An 18,736-nucleotide genomic window follows, 5' to 3' on the forward strand; every position below is an offset into this window, starting at 1 on the left:
TTCATACCAAAACGGCAAAAAACCGGTCAAACATATACTTTTACATATACGCGCCACAAGTCACTTGTCTATTCTTCTGCAAGGTGCATATTTCCGCCGCATTTTACGATGTGGTCAACAAATCCAGGGAAAGTGACATTCATAGCTTCAGCAGTATCAATTGCAGTTTCACCCTGAGCCCTTAAGCCTGCCACAGCCAAAGACATAACCACCCTGTGGTCATCGTGCCCGCATACCTTGCAGCCCTTAAGACTGCTTTCACGTATTATAAGCCCGTCAGGCAATTCTTCAATATCCGCACCCATTTTTGAAAGTTCCCTGCACATTACACTTATCCTGTCGGTTTCCTTAAGCCGCGCCTGGGGAACATTTACCAGCCTTGTTTCTCCCTGGGCAAAGCAGCCTGCAACAGCCATTGCCGGCAGAGCATCAGGAATCGAATTCATATCAATAGTCCTGCCCTTTAAATTCCGGCCCTCTATGATAACGCTGTCCTCATTGCAGGAAACCACAGCCCCCATATCTTCCAATATGGACAATACCAGCTTGTCTCCCTGGGGATCGCTCATGTCAAGATTGTTAAGCCTTATCTGCTGCCCTGAAATTGCAGCCAATACCATAAAAAATGTTGCCGAAGAGAAATCACCCGGTATGGTACAGTCAAAGCCAGAGTATTTCTGCTGTCCCGGTATGATGAATTCTTTCATATTCTGATGCTTGTATCTGATTCCCAGTTTATCAAGCCACCATAGAGTTATTTCTACGTATGGCACTTCATTTAGTCTTGTAACTTCGATATGTGTATCGTATTCCAGAAGAGGAGCGTTAAGTAGAATTGAGGATAAATATTGCGATGTAACTGCGTCAAGTGTGGTAAATCCGCCCTTTGCCCGGCCTCTGACCACAACCGGAGCGGATTCGTTTCCTCGTGTAGTGAAAGCCTCTCCTCCAAGATTATTTATAGCCTTGACCAGGGGTCCAATTTGTCTTCTTCTTATTTGATAGTCACCGGTAAAAACCGAATAGCCGGGTGCCAGTGCAGCAGTCATCAGACCAAGTCTTAAACTGGTTCCCGAATTTCCAACGTCTATAATGTTTTCCGGAACATCAGGCTGCCCCGCAATTCCGTTTACAGTATACTTGTTTTCAAACAGCTCGTAGGATGCGCCAAAGGCTTTGCATAAATTTACCGCGGAGATGGAATCACTTGAAATCAAAGGATTTCTTATTGTGCTCTGTCCCTCCGCAAGTCCTGCAAAGAACATTGACCTTATAGTATGGGATTTCGATCCTGGAATACCAACTTCTCCGGCAACCTCCGACGGCCTGACCTTTAAAATCATATTCTTCACCTGCCATATTACCAATTTTCATTATATTGAAACTTCCGATTATACCATGCTACTTTACTGCACTAACCTGTTATAATAACTATGTTATTATAACAGGTGGAATTCGTCAATTTTTTTACCTGATTTATCCAATTATTTTATCTTTGTCCTCTGCAAATTTTGGTGGCGGAGGTCCAAAATATTGAAAATAATTGCATAACAGCTTACCGTTATACAGTTTCCTTTTTTTGTCGGCCTTCTTTCCAAAGAGCTTTTCAAACTCCAGATTGGAGGTGATAATGTAATAGGACCAGCTTTCAAGTTTTTTAAACACTGTTCCCATCTCCCTGTAAAGCTTTTCAACTTGTTCCTTTTCTCCAAGCCTCTCACCATAGGGTGGATTGCAGATAATAATTCCATACTTGTATCTTGAACTGATATCGGACATGGGAAGGCGCTGGAGGTGAACAGCATCCTCAACCCCGGCCTTTTTAGCATGATATCTGGCAAGGCTCATGGCTTCCTCATCTATATCCGAACCATGTATTCTGAGTTCACGGTCCTCCACCATGGTATCATAGGCCTCATCCCTTGCACGGTCCCATACTTCTCCGGGAATGATCCCCCACTTTTCGGAATCAAATTCCCTTCCAAGTCCGGGAGCGATATTCTTGCCAATCAGAGCTGCTTCTATAGGAATCGTTCCGCTTCCGCAAAAAGGGTCCAACAGCACTCTGTCCTTGTTCCAATGGCTTATAAGCAACATGGCGCATGCAAGTGTTTCCTTCAGGGGAGCACCTCCCACAAGCTTTCTGTAGCCCCTCTTGTGGAGACCTGCACCGCTTGTATCAACAGTCAGTGTTACAACATCCTTCAGCAGGGCCACTTCTATCCTGTACCGTGCCCCAGTCTCCTGGAACCATTCACATTTATAGCGAAGTTTCAGCTTCTCAACTACGGCTTTCTTTACGATGGCCTGGCAGTCGGGAACACTGAAAAGCTTTGAATCTATAGACTTTCCCTCCACGGGGAACTCTGCATCAACGGGTATGATTTCATCCCAGGGCAGGGCTTTGGTCTGTTCAAACAGTTCTTCAAAGCTTGTAGCCTTGAATTCCCCCATTTTCAGCAGAACCCTGTCTGCGGTCCGCAGCCAGAGATTAGTCCGGCAGATGGCTGTTTCATCTCCTGTAAAGGTCACCCTGCCGTTTTCAACCCTTTGCTCGGTGTATCCAAGCTTTTTAAGCTCCCTTGCAGTTACAGCCTCTATTCCAAAAGCGGATGTTGCAATAAGTTCGAATTTTCCCATGTATTTGCCTTTCAAATATTTTTTAAACACCATTGTCAATAACAATATTTTTTTGAAGTACTACTATTATAACCTTGTATGGTTCATATAACAACAAATTATTTCCAACAAATATCACTGTTTCAGGGAATTAGGAAGCGTTTTCATGAAATACGCAAGAAACAAATACATATTTGTTAATATTTTACATTTACCCTTGAGATAATTGACGCCAATTTTATGTTATCCTGCAATTCCTTTGTTATCTGCCAGCTCACCTTGTTTTCAGTTTCAAAAATGATATACCGGCTTAAATGCTTATATTTGCCATATTTCATGCATTATTCTCATTAGTTGACACGGAAAATGTAAAAAATAAATGAAAGATATAAATTTTATGCTTGCAATTATCTAAATCAAATAGTATAATTTAGGAGAATTAATTGATAATATTTGGCGTACAATGGGGTATGCTTGAACAGTTCCGGATTTATACCGGGGCTATATTGGTTTTATGATTAAATGACCCTGTCGCCATAATAATATTTGCTTATTTTTTATTAAGTATTGGAGGGTTATTTAATGAAAGTTTTACAGGGTATCATGGAACAGGTTATAAAGAGAAATCCCGGTGAGCCGGAGTTTCACCAGGCTGTACGTGAAGTGCTTGAGTCTCTTGAGGTGGTTGCGGAAAAGCATCCCGAATGGGTTAAGGCAGGAGTATTCGACAGAATAGTAGAGCCAGAAAGACAAATTATCTTCAGAGTGCCTTGGGTTGATGACAACGGCAATGTACATGTAAACCGCGGTTTCAGAATTCAGTTCAACAGTGCAATCGGTCCTTACAAGGGCGGGTTGAGACTCCATCCTTCTGTTAATGCAAGTATTCTTAAATTTCTTGGCTTCGAGCAAATTTTCAAAAATTCTCTTACAGGACTTCCAATCGGAGGCGGTAAAGGCGGAAGCGATTTTGATCCAAAAGGAAAATCAGATAATGAGGTTATGAAATTCTGTCAGAGCTTTATGACAGAGCTGTCAAAACATATCGGAGCTGATACCGATGTACCTGCAGGAGATATCGGAACAGGTGCAAGAGAAATCGGTTTCATGTACGGACAGTATAAAAGGCTTCGCAATGAATATACCGGCGTTTTAACCGGCAAAGGCTTAACCTGGGGTGGCAGTCTGGTAAGAACCGAGGCTACCGGCTACGGCTTATGCTACTTTATGGACGAAGCTTTAAAGGCTAAGGGCAAATCCTTCAAAGGTGCCACAGTTGTTGTTTCCGGTTCGGGTAATGTTGCTATTTATGCAACCGAAAAGGTTCATCAGCTTGGAGGAAAGGTTGTAGCCTTAAGCGATTCAAACGGCTACATACACGATCCTGACGGAATTAAGCTGGATACAGTAAAAAGGCTTAAGGAAGTTGAAAGAAAACGCATCAGCGAATACGTAAAAATCCATCCAAATGCCACATATACAGAGGGTTGCTCAGGTATTTGGAGTATAAAATGTGATATAGCGCTTCCAAGTGCAACACAGAATGAAATAGATGGCGCTTCTGCTGAATTATTAGTTAAGAACGGCTGTTACGCAGTGGGTGAAGGAGCTAACATGCCATCAACCCCCGAAGCAGTTGAGGTTTACTTGAAAAACAAGATTATCTACGGACCTGCAAAAGCTGCAAATGCAGGCGGTGTTGCAACTTCAGCACTTGAAATGAGCCAGAACAGCATGCGCTATTCCTGGACCTTCGAAGAAGTTGACGCCAAGCTGAAGGATATCATGATAAATATCTACAAAAGTGCAAGTTCGGCAGCAAAGGAATACGGCATGGAGGACAACCTCGTTGCCGGCGCAAACATTGCAGGCTTCCTGAAAGTTGCCAACGCAATGTTTGCTCATGGAATTGCGTACTAAGTAACACCCTTATATTTTTAACGCCAACACCAAAAATGGTGTTGGCGTCTTTTTTTGTCCAACTGTGCAACATATGCTTTTATATCAGTGAATGGCCCGCTTCTTATGCTTTCCGCCCATCACATCAGATACATCGTTTATTGTAACAAAAGCATTTTCATCCTTATCATAAATGATAGATTTTAATTTCGAAACCTCAAGTCTGGTTACTACAGAATATAATATCTTCTTTTCGTTTTTTGAAAATCCGCCTTTTCCCTCCAGGAAGGTAACTCCTCTACCCAGACGGGCCGTGATGGCTTCTGCAATTTCTTCCGCCTTTTCAGATATTATAAAAGCGGCCTTGGCTTCATCAAGCCCTTCTAAAGTAATATCTATTACTTTATACGCAATAAAGTAGGCAATCAGCGAATACATGGCCCTGTCCCAACCAAACACCAAGCCCGCACTGCTCAATATGAATATGTTAAAAAACATAACCACCTCGCCTACGGAGAAAACAGTTTGCTTATTAACTATAATTGCAACCATTTCTGTTCCGTCCAGGGAGCCCCCATACCGTATAATTATCCCCACACCTATGCCCAGTACGATTCCTCCGAAAACCGAGGCCAGCAAAACATCACTTGTTAAACCGGGTATGGCGTGAAATACCTGCACCCACACCGACAGTGACACAATTGAAAACAAGGACGAAAAAACAAATGTTTTGCCTATTTGTTTATAGCCCAGGAATAAAAAGGGTATATTTAATCCAACTATAAACAAACTCAGGGGTAACTTTGATAAGTAACTTGCAATTATTGATATACCAACTATTCCGCCATCAATAATATTATTGGGTATTAAAAATATTTCCAACCCTACTGCCGCTAATATTGACCCTATAAAAAGAAAGATATATCTGATTATCTCTCTTTTGACCTGATTCTTTCTAGTCATCTTTCCACCTCACACTTTATTTAATGATTAAAGGGGTTGAAGTGAAGTAAACACCTTATAATTGCTTCCATTAAAATAGTGAGGAATGGATTGCCTAATATTTTTCCGAGAATCAATTGGCTCATTGAAGCTTGATAAATCTTTTATAAGAAAACCGGAGTAAACAACACAGTTTTCATTTGAAGTGTCCGGCTTGAACTTGGATGTCCTGCCGGGGGTTTTCAAATCCTCTCTAACAGTACAATAAGCTTTGTTACTAAGAACTTTAACATTAGTCAAAACATGACTATTCCTGGTTCTATTTTTAGAGACAATATTATAATTTATACTGATAAACGATATTTCAAACAGCAGAAATATAATTATCAGTATACTAATAATATTTTTCTTTTTGACCATTTAGACCTCCTTTCGCAATAAATGTAATTTAATTATATCATAAACATAATTCATTGTATTACACTTATTTAAAAATCAGCCAAGGTTCTGTCCCCGGAGTATCACAGCGAAATATAAGCATTTCTTTTTTGGTGGGATGCTGGAAAGCTACTTCATATGCCCATAGAGCTATCTGCTGGCCCGGCTTGTTTACGGCTGCACCGTAACGCTGGTCTCCGTAAAGTACATGCCCGGCGTTGGAAAGCTGTACTCTTATCTGGTGAGGCCTTCCGGTATGCAGCTTAATCCTCAGCAGGCTAAGCTCTCCAAGGGATTTAAGAACCTCGTACTCCAGAATAGCCTCCTTGGCATCCCCCGTGCCTTCCTTTACAACCGAAACCATATTTGACACCTCATTTTTCAGGAGGAAATCCCTTAAGACAGCTTTTTCGCTTTCCGGCTTTCCCCGTACAACTGCCAGATAGGTCTTTTTAAATATTCTGGTCCTGATCTGATCGGACAGCCGTGCAGCCGCTTTGGAGGTTCTGGCAAAGACCATAATCCCCCCCACCGGCCTGTCCAGCCGGTGAACAAGCCCCAGATATACGGCACCGGGTTTATTACAGGCTTCCTTTATATATTGCTTCAATATGTTAAGGAAGTCCGGATCTTTGGAATTATCGGCTTGAACCGGAATATTAACGGGTTTTTCCACCACCAGCAGATGATTATCCTCATATATTACCTTTGGCCTCATGTGTTTTCCCACCTTCCATATATGCCACATGGAAGGACCATACCAGACCGGCTGACAGGAAGGCCAACCTCGCCGCAACTGTGACTGCCCTTGTGCCGGCCGCCCACAGTTTGTTTCAGGATGTTGCTTAAAACCGTTGGAGAAAAGCCTGTGGTATATGAATTTATCAGGAAAAAAAGCGGGTTATCCGACAGCAGCCCCATACACTGCTCCACAAAGTCATAGAGCGAATCCTCAATCTTCCATATTTCGCCGTTAGGCCCTCTGCCGTAGGAAGGCGGGTCCATAATCACACCATCATATTTTTTACCTCTCCTGATTTCCCTCTGAACAAACTTCATACAGTCGTCTGTAATGAATCTGACAGGCCTGTCCGCCAGACCCGACAAGGCAATATTTTCCTTTGCCCAGTTGACCATACCCTTCGCAGCATCAACATGACATACTTCGGCACCTGCAGATGCTGCAGCAACCGTGGCGCCTCCCGTATAGGCAAAAAGATTCAGTACCCTTATGGGCCTGTCCGCTTTCCGGATAATATCCATCATCCATCTCCAGTTAACGGCCTGCTCCGGAAATAATCCCGTATGCTTAAAGCCTGTGGGCTCAATATAAAATTTTAAGTTATCAAAACTTATGGTCCACCTCTTTGGAAGCTTTTGCCTATACTCCCACTGGCCCCCTCCGCTTTGGCTTCTGTGGTAATGGGCATCAGCCCTGTCCCATATCTTTTTGTCCCTTACAGGCCAGATTATCTGCGGATCAGGTCTCCTTAAAATTATGTCTCCCCATCTTTCAAGCTTCTCACCGTTACCGGTTTCTATAAGTTCGTAGTCTTTCCATTCATCGGCTAATAACATTTCTTCCTCCGTTCGGTTGCTTTAGCTGCACTTGTTCTGGTAATTTCACCGTTACTTCTATTCTATGGACTCCACAATCTCCACTATTTCTTCCGGCTTGAAGGCAATGAAGTCAGGCTTTTCCCTGGAGAGCAGCTCCAGGGAATCAAACCCCCACAGGACGGAAATTACTTTTATGCCAATCTTCCTGCACGCTTCAACATCCCGCTGTTCATCCCCCACATAAACTACCTGGTTTTTATTCACGCCCAGCTTGGACATAAGCCTGCCTATTGTTATATGTTTTGAAAAAAGTCCTTTGGAGGACTGGATATTGCTAAACATATTCAGATTGTTCTTACGCAGAAATGTCTCGATATTATGGACTGAATTGGAGGAGACGATACTCAAGCCATAGCCTTTGGAATGGAGCTCTTCAAGCATTTCATAGACTCCCTGGATGGGCTTGACTTCCCCTGCATGAGCCTGGAAATTGTTCAGCAATTCTATTCCAAGCTTTGGCAGCTTAAGCACGGGTATTTCCAGTTCCTTTATTCTCTTTTTCATAGGAAGCTTCAGAAGTTCTTTGATTTTTTCCTGGTTGATGGGCTTATATCCATATTTCTGAGCCATTTCATTCCCCAGCTCTATAAACGTCTGCAACGAATCCACCAGTGTGCCGTCCAAGTCAAAAATTACCTGCTTTATCATTTTTACCCCACATTCTTTTGTTTTAAAATTCTTCTCTGTATTTGTTCATAAGCTGCTTAAACAGTTCAGCACTTGTAGGCGGAGTATATGTAATTGTATTTGCTCCGGCTTCAATTGTTTCCAGAATACTTTCATTTGTCGGTCCGCCCGTTGCTATTATGGGAACCAGCGGAAATTTGCTCCGTATGGCTCTGACTACCTCCGGCGTGCGGGCAGCACAGGATACATTCAGTATCTCCGCCCCCGAATCCAGCCTGGCCTGTATATCGGTATTCTCAGAAGTTACCGTGACTACTATGGGTATGTCGATCCTTTTGTACAGGTTCTTTATTATGTCATTTGAGGTAGGTGCGTTTACCACCACACCTATTGCCCCCTGGAACTCCGCGTCCATAGCAATATTTATAACACGTTTGCCGGTGGTCGTACCCCCTCCCACCCCGCAAAAGACCGGGATATCCGATGCATTTATAATAGAGTGTGTTATTATGGGCTGAGGCGTAAAGGGATATACGGCCATGACTGCATTTGCATTGCAGTTCTTGATTATGGCCACATCGGTTGTAAACATCAAAGACTTGATATTTTTTCCAAAAATATTGATGCCACCCACCCGGTTGATTACCTCCGGTATCTTAACCATGTGCTTTCTCAGTATTCCTTCTATTTCAGGTACAAATGCCATATATGACCTCCTTATACCGCAATACATTATATAGCCAGCAGCGGAATATTTTACAGGAATAAAATTTATAGTGAACTCTTTTGCTAGGGTTACCTATTCCACCGGATTGTATACTTTTAACATATTATAGTATACTAGATTTTTCTTAACTCGTACAGAAATAATAACTATTGTATTTTGATATATTAATGGTAAAATATAACGAGCAAAAGATGTCTGTGGACAGCATTGTGCCACAGACATACCTCATGGATTCCAGGGCTGTTTGCCGGGAAATCCCCGGATTTATGCAGCCAGGCATATAAATATGTACAAAGGCAGGTTAAATTTATGAACAACAACACCCTTTCCACTAAATTTCTGGGTTGCGACAGCGACTTTGCTTCTGCCGGAATTGTTGTCTTCGGCGCCCCCTACGACGGCACCACAACCTTCAGGCCCGGAACAAGATTCGCTCCTTCAACCATGAGAATGGATTCAATCGGAATAGAAACTTACAGCCCGTATTTTGATGCCGATATAACCGATTACTCCATCAATGATTTCGGGGATCTTGACCTTCCATTCGGTGCGCCCTTGAAGGCTCTCAACATGATATCCCATACAGCAGGCCATATTTTCCTTAATAATAAGAAGCCTTTGATGATTGGAGGAGAGCACCTTGTCTCTCTGCCTGTAATTGAGCAGGCCGCAAAAAAATACCCGGATTTGAAAATCATACATTTTGACGCCCATACCGATTTGAGAGAAGACTATCTGGGTGAAGCCCTGTCCCATTCCTCGGTTATAAGACGGGCCTGGGATATTCTGGGGGACGGCAAGATCTGGCAGTTCGGCATTCGCAGCGGAACCCGGGAGGAATTTTACTGGTCCAGGGAAGGCCACACCTCAATGTGCCTTCATAATTTCGCCACTCTGGATTCAGCCATTGCGGAAATCGGAAGCTCGCCGGTTTATTTCACCATAGACCTGGACGTACTGGACCCGTCAAACTTTCCGGGTACTGGGACTCCCGAAGCCGGAGGAGTCAGTTTTACCGAGCTTGTAAAAGCTATACTTTCTATTTCAAAGCTGAACATAATTGGTGCAGATATTGTTGAGCTCTCACCGCACTATGACCACAGCGGTGCTTCAACGGCACTTGCCTGCAAGGTCTTAAGAGAGGTTATAATTGCAATGTCCAGATAACAGTCTTATGAATATAAACAGCACACCACAAAAACAGTTCTGCCTATAGACGGCAGAACTGTTTTTCAGTGTTAATTGAATTTTAATTTAAATTTAAAAACACATATGATAAATCCCTAAATAAATAATATAAAATAAATAAAGTTTGTTTTTTAATTAAAAGCATTTCTTACGTTAATGTTATATTGCAGCATTTCCTTTTTCCTTGGTACGAATTCTGATACAATCCTGAATATCTGATATGAATATTTTTCCGTCTCCAACTTCTCCGGTTTGGGAATGCTCGATTATCGTCTCTGTAATTATGTCAACTTTTTCATCGGTGCAAACCAGTTCAAGTTTAACCTTGGGCAGGACATTCAGCGAGACTTCCTGACCCCTGTAGTACTCTTTCCAGCCCAATTGTTTTCCTGCTCCCATTACCTGGGATATAGTAATGCCATCCAACCCTGCCGCAAGCAGCGCTTCCTTCAACTCTTCAAGCTTGGACGGTCTGATTATAGCTTCAATTTTTTTCATACCCTATCCTCCGACTCTCTATATTAAATAACATTATCAACTTATCAATCCATTCCTGTAAATGAAGGATATGCCGATTCACCATGCTGTGCAATGTCAAGTCCTTCTGATTCTTCTCTCGGAGTAACTCTCACTCCCTTAAGAACTGCTTTAAGAATATACATTATAGCCGCTGTGCCCACGGTGGCAAGTACTATAGTTATAGCAATAGCTATCAACTGAGCCACAATTAATTTGGTCTCACCGAATATCAAGCCGTTATTTGCCACTGCCTCATTTACCTTGTTGCTTGCAAACAAGCCGGTTGCAATACCTCCCCAGATACCGCCGATACCATGGCATCCGAAAGCATCCAGGGAATCGTCGTATCCGAATTTCGGCTTGATAACGCTCATTGCAAAATAACATATGGGACTTACCAGAGCACCAATTATGAATGAAGCCCATACCGGTACAAAGCCTGCTCCGGGGGTAATGGCTACCAGACCTACAACTGCGCCTGTAGCAGCTCCCAACAATGTAGGCTTGCCTCTGGTGATTTTTTCAACCAGCATCCATGAAAGCAATGCCATTGCAGCGGAGGTATTAGTGGTAATAAAAGCGTGTGAAGCCAAAGTTCCGGCAGACAGTGCACTTCCTGCATTAAAGCCGAACCAGCCGAACCAGAGTATTCCCGCACCCAATACTACCAGCGGAATGTTATGAGGCTGGGTAGAAGTTACTCCATAACCCTTTCTCTTTCCCAGGATTATAGCTGCTACAAGACCGGAAACACCAGAACTGATATGAACAACATTACCGCCTGCAAAGTCTAAAGCGCCCAGTTCAAGTATGAATCCTCCGGGGCCCCACACCATATGTGCCAATGGATAGTATATAATTAGTGACCATAATGCAATAAAGAAGAATAGCGCTGAGAATTTCATTCTCTCAACCAAAGAGCCTGTTAAGATTGCCGCTGTGATAACAGCGAACATCAACTGGAATACCGCAAATAGAGTATGAGGTATTGTTCCGACCTCTCCTTCAACACCGTTTAAGAATGCCCATTGAAAACCTCCAAAAAAGCTTCCTCCCTCGCCGAAGGAAAGAGTATAACCGATAGCCACCCAGAGCACTGAAGAAAGACCCAGTATGAAGAAAGATGCCATCATAGTGCTAAGTACATTCTTTCTCTTTACCATACCTCCATAAAACAGTGCAAGACCAGGTGTCATAAAAAATACAAGTGCTGCGGAGATCAGTATAAAGGCTGTATCCCCTGTGTTAATAGTTCCCATAATTAACCCCTCCGTGTCATTTTATTTATTACTTGCCGCTTAACCAATTCTGTTTATACCGATTAAGTATTTCCGTCTATACATCCGCCAATAAAAAAACAGTCTGCTCGGAGAATATAGCAATTCTCCAAACACACCGTTGTGTTATTCCGATAAGCCGTTAAGCCTCTCAGCCGTATAGATTTGGTGGCATTTTCAGACAGACAATTGTTGACCCATAAGAACAAAAAAACTACTTAGCAGATTGCCTAAAGCAATCAACCAAGCAGCCCCATCGCTGTCGTCAATATTTTATCTGATAGTAGTGTAGCACAGTATATTTTGAGTGTCAATACCTTATTTGAATAAAAAAATAAATCTTCCTGCAAACACCAGGTAATAAATGTTTCTTAAAGCCTCTTCGCAATATGAAACTTTATCAGCAGAATTCCATCATAACTTTGTATTTTAAAAGTATTTTCTTTAAAATACTCATATTATTTGCAATTTTTGAAACATAAAATTGCAAATATACTAAAAACAATTATTTTTTTCAACTTAATAATGTCATATGTGATAATTGATATTATTCCAGCTTTTGAAATTGACAAGCGGTATTATTTCAAAAACCTTCTCTGAGATATCACCAGCAAGTGTATTGACCGCTAAAAAACCACCTGTTAATCCGGAAGGATTAACAGGTGGTTTTTTCTGCACCCTTATATTTTTATATCAATAATTGAGATAATAAACTTAATAAACATGCCTAGAGGTATATAGCCGAGTACATTATTTTATCAGTAACTCGACAATATCTCTTCTGCTACTTTAATCTGGGATACTCTGGTATCCATCGCCCTTTTCTGAATATATCTGTGTGCCTGAGGTTCTGTCATATTCATTTTTTCAACCAGCAGCCACTTGGCCTTCTCGATAATCTTCCTGTCATTGATGCGCTTTTCCAGGTCATCATTTTGATGCTTCAAGCCTTTCAATGACTTTCTGGAATTAACGGCAAATCTTGATGTCTGCAATAAAATAGTTTTATTGATAGGCTTTGGAAGTATCAATGCACCAACTCTCTCGAGTTTAAACTGCATTTCCTCAAGATGTTCGTGTTTTGACAATACGATTATGCCAGCATCAGTTTTATCAGCTATGTCCAAAACCAGATCAATACCCAGTTCATCCTGTAAAGGAGAGTTTATAAGTATCAATTCCGGTTCAAAAATGTCAAGTTTGCGCCTGGCCTCATTTGCAGATAAAGAGTATTCTGCTGCCGAATATCCCTGTTGAAGCATGAGGGTTCGAAGATCTTTTATCACTTCCGGCCTGCTGCATACAATTAGAATCCCTCCTGCACTCACTGGCAATCACCTCCATCTAAGCGGGAATAGCCTGAAAAAATACACTTTTATCCTTCTGAATAATCATATATTTCTCATGCATCAAAAAGCCACGCACCTTCTTTACTTGCGCCGCTGTACAGTAGTGGAACATTATTAATATGTGGATAGATAGCGGTCAATCTCCCAGGAGTGAACAATGTTATTGTATGCCGCCCATTCTGCTTCCTTGGCAGCTATATATTTTAAGAAAATATGCTCACCTAAAACTTCCCTGATATAGGTATCCTTTTTCATCTCTTCCAGAGCAAGGATAAGATTCGAAGGAAGTCTCTGAATGCCCAGTTCCTTTTCCTGCTCGGATGTAAGGTTATAAGTGTTGATATCCACAGGGGCAGGTATCGTCAACTTATTCTGCATACCGTCCAAACCTGCCTCCAGTAATAATGCCAGAGTAAGATAGGGGTTGCAGGACGGGTCGGGACTTCTGAGTTCAATTCTTGTGGCTTCTCCCTTGGGGGCCGGAATCCTGAGCAGCAAGCTTCTGTTCATATGAGACCATGCAATATGAACAGGTGCCTCAAAGCCCGGAACAAACCTCTTGTATGAGTTGACCAGCGGATTTGCAACGGCGGTAATACCTTTCGCATGCTGCAAAATACCCGCTGTAAACATCTTTGCCACGTCCGATATATCCATGCTGTTTTCACCGGCATTAAACAGGTTTTTGCCATCCTGTGAAAGCGACATATTGATGTGCATGCCTGAGCCATAGGAGTCATATATGGGTTTGGGCATGAACGTAGCATGGAGGCCGTTTCTCTGTGCAACAATTTTTACTACCATTCTGAAAGTCATTATTCTGTCTGCGGCGGTCATGACATCACTGTACTTGAAATCAATCTCATGCTGCCCGGCAGCATTTTCATGATGAGAAGCCTCTATTTCAAAACCCATGTCCTCCAAGACCATGCAGATTTCTCTTCTGCAGTTTTCGCCCAGGTCTGAAGGAGCCAGATCACAGTAGCCTGCAGCATCATGAGTCTTATTTGTAGGCCTTCCTTCTGCATCGGTGTGGAATAAAAAGAACTCGCATTCAGGTCCGATGTTGAAAGTGTAGCCCAGCTTTTTGGCCTTTGCCTCGGATCTCTTCAATATATACCTGGGATCTCCCAGGAATTGGGATCCATCGTAATTCTTGATATCGCATATAAATCTGGCTACCTTCCCATGCTGCGGTCTCCATGGAATAAGCTGAAATGTATCCGGATCAGGAAATAGCAGCATATCAGATTGTTCTACTTCAGAAAAACCTGCAATAGCAGAGGCATCAAACATTACCCCTTCTTCCAGCGCCCTCTCAAGCTGCTGGTCGGTTATTGCTATATTTTTCATGTTACCAAAAATGTCTGCAAACTGAAGTCTTATAAACTTAACATCGTTCTGTTCAACAAATTTAAGTAAATCATTTTTGGAAGCCATTTTCCCACCTCTTTCCTTTAAATTTATTTAATAATATTTTACACAATTATATTTTTTGTGTATATAAAGCCGGAATAAATAAGGCAATATTATTTTAGTATTAGCTTTCTATATAATAATATAAGATAATAAGATAAAGAATATATCTTTAATACCATACCTCAAATCTGCCCGCAGGTTAAATAAATATACAAAAATTCAAATAAAAAAGCGCACTCATACATTCCTGGAAGGATTATGAGAAACGCCCTTGTTTCTACCAATTCTTGTTATTTATTTAACCACAGAATTATTTTACTAATAAATCATAGCTCAGTCAAGTATTTTTTTGCAATTTTCTAAATCAAATCCTGCAAAAAACCAAATAATTATTTTTATTGTCAAAACCGGTTTTCGCAGAATTATCTTTCGTACCTACATATATGCCTATTTTTAGCCGTTTTGTAATAATCAAATTCTTTGTTAAAAAGTATTGATTTTTTGCAAGGCATATATTATAATGATTGTAATTTAAGAATTGTTTTGCAGCAATGGCGCTGTGTCAACCAAAATATTTTTTTGGCTGGTACAGCTTTTTTTAAATTTTTGGTATAATACTAATTAATGTGCAGATTGAAAAGGTAAAATTTTACCTTACATATATACATGTGCAAAATTTATTTTTTGTTTGGAGGATATATGGCTGAAGCAAATGACTACATTAAATATATAGCCGGCCTGGCAAAACTCTCGCTGGAGGATAGTGAAATGCAGTCCCTGGCCGCAGATATGACAGGTATTATCGGCCTCATGGATACTTTAAGGGATCTTGATACCGACAGTATCAGCGCAACGGAACACATTTCAAAAATCACCAACAACATGCGGGAAGATAATCCCGGTACTCCGTTTGAAACCGAAAAGATTATTTCCAATTCAAAGCATGGTATGGAAAACTGCTTTTCCATACCGAAGATGATTGATTAGGAGCGCGGTTTGAAACTGCATGCGCAAAGTGCCCTTCACGCCTTATCCGGCTCACAGTAGGTGCGTGGATTAATTTATATATATTTTGTGAGCCGGAAAGGCTATGGACTTAGATGGACACCACTAAACTAACCATAAAGGAAGCCCGGTCTCTTCTGGATTCCAGGAAAATAAGCGTAACCGAACTTACCAGAACATATTTAGATAGAATAAAAACATATGATGACAAAATTGATTCCTACCTGTCAGTGTGCGGGGAAAGTGCCCTGGAACAGGCTTCAGAGGCTCAGAAGCTCATTGATTCCGGAAAGGGAGAGATGCTTTGCGGCATTCCCTTAAGTATTAAGGACAATATTTGTATTGAAGGAACTCCAACTACCTGCGCCTCAAAAATGCTTGAGAATTTTGTCCCTCCATATACAGCCACTGCTGTAAACAAGCTGAGAGCACAAAATTCCGTTATTCTGGGGAAAGTAAATCTGGATGAATTTGCCATGGGCGGATCTACTGAAAATTCCGCCTTTAAAAAGACAAAGAATCCCTTCGATACCACAAGAGTACCCGGGGGGTCTTCCGGAGGGTCGGCTGCTTCTGTATCAGCCTCGCTGGCATTGGGCTCACTTGGTTCAGATACCGGTGGTTCGGTTCGTCAACCGGCTGCTTTTTGCGGTGTCGTGGGTTTGAAACCCACTTATGGCCTGGTATCAAGATACGGTTTGGTTGCTTTTGCTTCCTCTCTTGACCAGATTGGTCCTATTGGCAAGACTGTGGAAGATTGTGCTATAATATTGGATGGAATCTGTGGACAGGACCCTAAGGATGGAACATCCCTGAGCTATGAAGCGGGTGCTTCCTATGCCTCAGCAGTTTCAGGCGGGATTAAAGACTATAAAATAGGCTTGCCTAAAGAATACCTGACAGAAGGTCTGAACAGTGAAGTCAGAAATGCCCTTTATAAATCAATTGAAACCCTGGAAAGGCTTGGCGCCAAGGTTGAAGAATTTTCAATGCCCAGTCTGAAGCATGCAGTTCCGGCCTATTATCTGATGTCTTCAGCAGAAGCCAGCTCAAACCTTTCCAGATATGACGGTGTAAAGTATGGCTACAGGGCGGAAAACTGCAGATCCTTCAATGAGCTCATTGGCAGGTCCAGAGCCGAAGGTTTCGGCCGTGAGGTTAAGCGAAGAATACTGCTTGGTACCTATGCGCTGGCTTCCGGCTACTATGACGCCTATTACAAAAAGGCGCTTAAGCTCAGAACTTTGATAAGCCAGGGCTTTGATGAAGCCTTTTCCAAATATGATGTTGTGCTGCATCCTACAACTCCTGAAACAGCATTCAAGCTGGGTCAAAACACAGATGATCCGTTAAGCATGTATCTTGCCGATATATATACTGTTTCAGCAAACATCGCAGGACTCCCGTCCATATCTCTTCCCTGCGGTTATGATGCAAACGGACTTCCAATCGGATTGTCCTTCACAGGTAAGCCGCTTGGAGAACGGGAAATACTCAGAGCTGCTGCAACTTTTGAGGCGGATTTTGCCCCTGAGTTCAGAGTTCCTGTATTATAGGAGGTTAGTGCAATGAAATACATTCCAACTATTGGATTAGAAATACATGCTGAGTTATCCACAAAGTCAAAGATATTTTGTGATTGTCCCGTAGGCTTCGGCGGGGAACCTAATACCAGGTGCTGTCCAGTTTGTACCGGAATGCCGGGTACTTTGCCGGTATTAAACAAAACTGCCGTGGAGTATACGGTAAAGGCCGGTCTGGCATTGAACTGCCAGATAAATGAATTTTCAAAGCTGGACAGAAAGAATTATTTTTATCCTGATCTGCCCAAGGCTTATCAGATTTCACAGTTTGATCTGCCTGTTTGCAAGGACGGCGGGCTCACCATCAATACACCTGAGGGTGAAAAATTCATCAGGATTGAAAGAATCCACCTGGAGGAAGATGCAGGCAAACTGCTTCACGACAGTTACGACAACTACAGCCTGGCAGACTACAACCGCTGTGGAGTACCGCTTATAGAAATAGTTACCAAACCCGACCTGTCTTCCTCAGATGAAGCACGGGAATTTGTTGAAAAGGTCCGGCTTATGCTGCTCTATTCAGGAATATCCGATTGCCGGATGGAGGAGGGTTCGCTCAGAGCCGATGTGAATGTATCCATCCGGCCTGTGGGTACCGATAAGCTTGGAACCAGAACTGAAATGAAAAACATTAATTCCATCAGAGGCATCGCAAGATGTATCGATGCTGAAATAGAAAGACAATCCGAGCTTTTGGATGAAGGTGAAGCAATAACACAGGAAACCAGGCGCTGGGATGACAACAAGGGTGAAAGCAAGTCCATGAGGAGCAAGGAAGATGCTCACGACTACAGATATTTCCCTGAACCGGATGTAGTCCCCATATCCTTTACAAAGCAGCAAATCGAGGCTTTGCGCCATTCATTGCCGGAGCTTCCCAACAAGAGGTTTGCAAAATATACTGCTGATTTTGGCTTAAGTGAGACCGATGCAAATTTGCTTTTGACTTCTGTCAGTCTTTCGGATTTCTTTGAAAGTACTGCAAAGGAATGCGGAAATCCTAAAGCTGCCTCAAACTTCATTATCGTTGAAGTACTCAGAAGGCTGAATGATTCAGGACTTGCCGCAGAAGCCATTCCTTTCGGAGGAAATGTTCTGGGAAGACTTTTAAAGATGGTGGACGGTGAAGAAATCACTGCGGCAAATGCAAAAAAAGTACTTGCAGATATGTTTGACACCGGCATGGAACCGGAGGCCATTGTAGCCGGAAAGGGGTATAAGGTCATTAATGATACCGGTGAAGTTGAAAACACTGTCAGAGAAATACTTGCCGCAAATGAAAAAGCTGTTGCAGAATACCTGGAAGGTAAGGAAAAGACTTTCGGCTTCCTTATGGGTCAATGTTCCAGGGCCCTGGCAGGCAGAGGCAATCCCAAGGTGGTTCAGGACATCTTAAGAAGTGAACTGAACAGGCTCAAGGGCTCCTGCTGAGAAGTCCGGCCGGGGGGGACCTGTTAAAAATTAAATTTATCAGTGAAACAAAGGCGTTTCACTCCTCTTTTTAACAAAGGGAGTGGAATGCCT

General features: G+C 42.3%; 17 protein-coding genes. 5 read left to right on the plus strand and 12 right to left on the minus strand.

Annotation, left to right across the window (positions count from 1 at the left end):
* Positions 1–68: 68 nt before the first annotated feature.
* Entirely contained in the window at positions 69–1,343 is a 1,275-nt protein-coding gene (gene aroA / locus CLHUN_RS19700; protein WP_080066407.1) for a 3-phosphoshikimate 1-carboxyvinyltransferase, read from the minus strand.
* Between the two features lie 133 nt (positions 1,344–1,476).
* Positions 1,477–2,640 (minus strand): THUMP domain-containing class I SAM-dependent RNA methyltransferase, encoded by a 1,164-nt coding sequence (locus CLHUN_RS19705; RefSeq protein WP_080066408.1) that lies wholly within the window; start codon positions 2,638–2,640, stop codon positions 1,477–1,479.
* Between the two features lie 561 nt (positions 2,641–3,201).
* Here CLHUN_RS19705 and gdhA point away from each other — a divergent pair.
* Entirely contained in the window at positions 3,202–4,539 is a 1,338-nt protein-coding gene (gene gdhA / locus CLHUN_RS19710) for an NADP-specific glutamate dehydrogenase (RefSeq protein WP_080066409.1), read from the plus strand.
* An 84-nt stretch (positions 4,540–4,623) separates the two neighbouring features.
* On the opposite strand, the gene CLHUN_RS19715 is transcribed toward gdhA, so the two are convergent.
* The 6 genes from CLHUN_RS19715 to CLHUN_RS19740 form a co-directional block, all read right to left on the minus strand.
* Positions 4,624–5,481 carry a YitT family protein gene (locus CLHUN_RS19715; protein WP_080066410.1) on the minus strand — a complete coding sequence of 286 codons (858 nt, stop codon included), beginning with the start codon at positions 5,479–5,481 and terminating at the stop codon, positions 4,624–4,626.
* 27 nt (positions 5,482–5,508) lie between these two features.
* A complete protein-coding gene (locus tag CLHUN_RS19720; RefSeq protein ID WP_080066411.1) occupies positions 5,509–5,880 on the minus strand; it encodes a hypothetical protein in 372 nt (123 codons plus the stop codon).
* Positions 5,881–5,944: 64 nt separating this feature from the next.
* Complete coding sequence (locus CLHUN_RS19725) at positions 5,945–6,616, minus strand: RluA family pseudouridine synthase (protein WP_080066412.1); 672 nt, start codon at positions 6,614–6,616, stop codon at positions 5,945–5,947.
* Complete coding sequence (locus tag CLHUN_RS19730; RefSeq protein WP_080066413.1) at positions 6,613–7,476, minus strand: class I SAM-dependent methyltransferase; 864 nt, start codon at positions 7,474–7,476, stop codon at positions 6,613–6,615. The genes CLHUN_RS19725 and CLHUN_RS19730 overlap by 4 nt, the downstream gene beginning before the upstream one ends.
* A 57-nt stretch (positions 7,477–7,533) precedes the next feature.
* On the minus strand, positions 7,534–8,166 hold the full coding sequence (locus tag CLHUN_RS19735; protein ID WP_080066414.1) for an HAD-IA family hydrolase: 633 nt from the start codon (positions 8,164–8,166) through the stop codon (positions 7,534–7,536).
* Positions 8,167–8,188: 22 nt separating this feature from the next.
* A complete protein-coding gene (locus CLHUN_RS19740; RefSeq protein ID WP_080066415.1) occupies positions 8,189–8,851 on the minus strand; it encodes a beta/alpha barrel domain-containing protein in 663 nt (220 codons plus the stop codon).
* Between the two features lie 330 nt (positions 8,852–9,181).
* On the opposite strand from CLHUN_RS19740, the gene speB reads away from it, so the two are divergent.
* A complete protein-coding gene (gene speB / locus CLHUN_RS19745; protein WP_080066446.1) occupies positions 9,182–10,039 on the plus strand; it encodes an agmatinase in 858 nt (285 codons plus the stop codon).
* Positions 10,040–10,219: 180 nt separating this feature from the next.
* On the opposite strand, the gene CLHUN_RS19750 is transcribed toward speB, so the two are convergent.
* From CLHUN_RS19750 to glnA, 4 genes are all read right to left on the minus strand, one after another.
* Positions 10,220–10,558 (minus strand): P-II family nitrogen regulator, encoded by a 339-nt coding sequence (locus CLHUN_RS19750; RefSeq protein ID WP_080066416.1) that lies wholly within the window; start codon positions 10,556–10,558, stop codon positions 10,220–10,222.
* Between the two features lie 44 nt (positions 10,559–10,602).
* Positions 10,603–11,838 carry an ammonium transporter gene (locus tag CLHUN_RS19755; protein ID WP_080066417.1) on the minus strand — a complete coding sequence of 412 codons (1,236 nt, stop codon included), beginning with the start codon at positions 11,836–11,838 and terminating at the stop codon, positions 10,603–10,605.
* 776 nt (positions 11,839–12,614) lie between these two features.
* The gene (locus tag CLHUN_RS19760) at positions 12,615–13,184 is read right to left on the minus strand and encodes an ANTAR domain-containing response regulator (RefSeq protein WP_080066418.1); all 570 of its coding nucleotides are present in this window, start codon (positions 13,182–13,184) and stop codon (positions 12,615–12,617) included.
* A gap of 135 nt (positions 13,185–13,319) precedes the next feature.
* Entirely contained in the window at positions 13,320–14,645 is a 1,326-nt protein-coding gene (gene glnA / locus CLHUN_RS19765; protein WP_080066419.1) for a type I glutamate--ammonia ligase, read from the minus strand.
* Positions 14,646–15,323: 678 nt separating this feature from the next.
* Here glnA and gatC point away from each other — a divergent pair.
* The 3 genes from gatC (at position 15,324) to gatB (ending at position 18,643) form a co-directional block, all read left to right on the plus strand.
* Positions 15,324–15,611, plus strand: coding sequence for an Asp-tRNA(Asn)/Glu-tRNA(Gln) amidotransferase subunit GatC (gene gatC / locus CLHUN_RS19770; protein WP_080066420.1), 288 nt, complete (start codon positions 15,324–15,326; stop codon positions 15,609–15,611).
* 113 nt (positions 15,612–15,724) lie between these two features.
* Entirely contained in the window at positions 15,725–17,185 is a 1,461-nt protein-coding gene (gatA, locus tag CLHUN_RS19775) for an Asp-tRNA(Asn)/Glu-tRNA(Gln) amidotransferase subunit GatA (RefSeq protein ID WP_080066421.1), read from the plus strand.
* A 12-nt stretch (positions 17,186–17,197) separates the two neighbouring features.
* A complete protein-coding gene (gene gatB / locus CLHUN_RS19780) occupies positions 17,198–18,643 on the plus strand; it encodes an Asp-tRNA(Asn)/Glu-tRNA(Gln) amidotransferase subunit GatB (protein WP_080066422.1) in 1,446 nt (481 codons plus the stop codon).
* The last annotated feature ends 93 nt before the right edge of the window (positions 18,644–18,736 follow it).

This window comes from Ruminiclostridium hungatei (assembly GCF_002051585.1).
GTDB classification, from domain to species: Bacteria; Bacillota; Clostridia; order Acetivibrionales; family DSM-1351; genus Ruminiclostridium; species Ruminiclostridium hungatei.

Bases quoted from the DNA above. Each gene is read 5' to 3' on its own strand.
- aroA (WP_080066407.1), bottom strand. From the start codon at position 1,343: ATGATTTTAAAGGTCAGGCCGTCGGAGGTTGCCGGAGAAGTTGGTATT.
- CLHUN_RS19705 (WP_080066408.1), bottom strand. From the start codon at position 2,640: ATGGGAAAATTCGAACTTATTGCAACATCCGCTTTTGGAATAGAGGCT.
- gdhA (WP_080066409.1), top strand. From the start codon at position 3,202: ATGAAAGTTTTACAGGGTATCATGGAACAGGTTATAAAGAGAAATCCC.
- CLHUN_RS19715 (WP_080066410.1), bottom strand. From the start codon at position 5,481: ATGACTAGAAAGAATCAGGTCAAAAGAGAGATAATCAGATATATCTTT.
- CLHUN_RS19720 (WP_080066411.1), bottom strand. From the start codon at position 5,880: ATGGTCAAAAAGAAAAATATTATTAGTATACTGATAATTATATTTCTG.
- CLHUN_RS19725 (WP_080066412.1), bottom strand. From the start codon at position 6,616: ATGAGGCCAAAGGTAATATATGAGGATAATCATCTGCTGGTGGTGGAA.
- CLHUN_RS19730 (WP_080066413.1), bottom strand. From the start codon at position 7,476: ATGTTATTAGCCGATGAATGGAAAGACTACGAACTTATAGAAACCGGT.
- CLHUN_RS19735 (WP_080066414.1), bottom strand. From the start codon at position 8,166: ATGATAAAGCAGGTAATTTTTGACTTGGACGGCACACTGGTGGATTCG.
- CLHUN_RS19740 (WP_080066415.1), bottom strand. From the start codon at position 8,851: ATGGCATTTGTACCTGAAATAGAAGGAATACTGAGAAAGCACATGGTT.
- speB (WP_080066446.1), top strand. From the start codon at position 9,182: ATGAACAACAACACCCTTTCCACTAAATTTCTGGGTTGCGACAGCGAC.
- CLHUN_RS19750 (WP_080066416.1), bottom strand. From the start codon at position 10,558: ATGAAAAAAATTGAAGCTATAATCAGACCGTCCAAGCTTGAAGAGTTG.
- CLHUN_RS19755 (WP_080066417.1), bottom strand. From the start codon at position 11,838: ATGGGAACTATTAACACAGGGGATACAGCCTTTATACTGATCTCCGCA.
- glnA (WP_080066419.1), bottom strand. From the start codon at position 14,645: ATGGCTTCCAAAAATGATTTACTTAAATTTGTTGAACAGAACGATGTT.
- gatC (WP_080066420.1), top strand. From the start codon at position 15,324: ATGGCTGAAGCAAATGACTACATTAAATATATAGCCGGCCTGGCAAAA.
- gatA (WP_080066421.1), top strand. From the start codon at position 15,725: ATGGACACCACTAAACTAACCATAAAGGAAGCCCGGTCTCTTCTGGAT.
- gatB (WP_080066422.1), top strand. From the start codon at position 17,198: ATGAAATACATTCCAACTATTGGATTAGAAATACATGCTGAGTTATCC.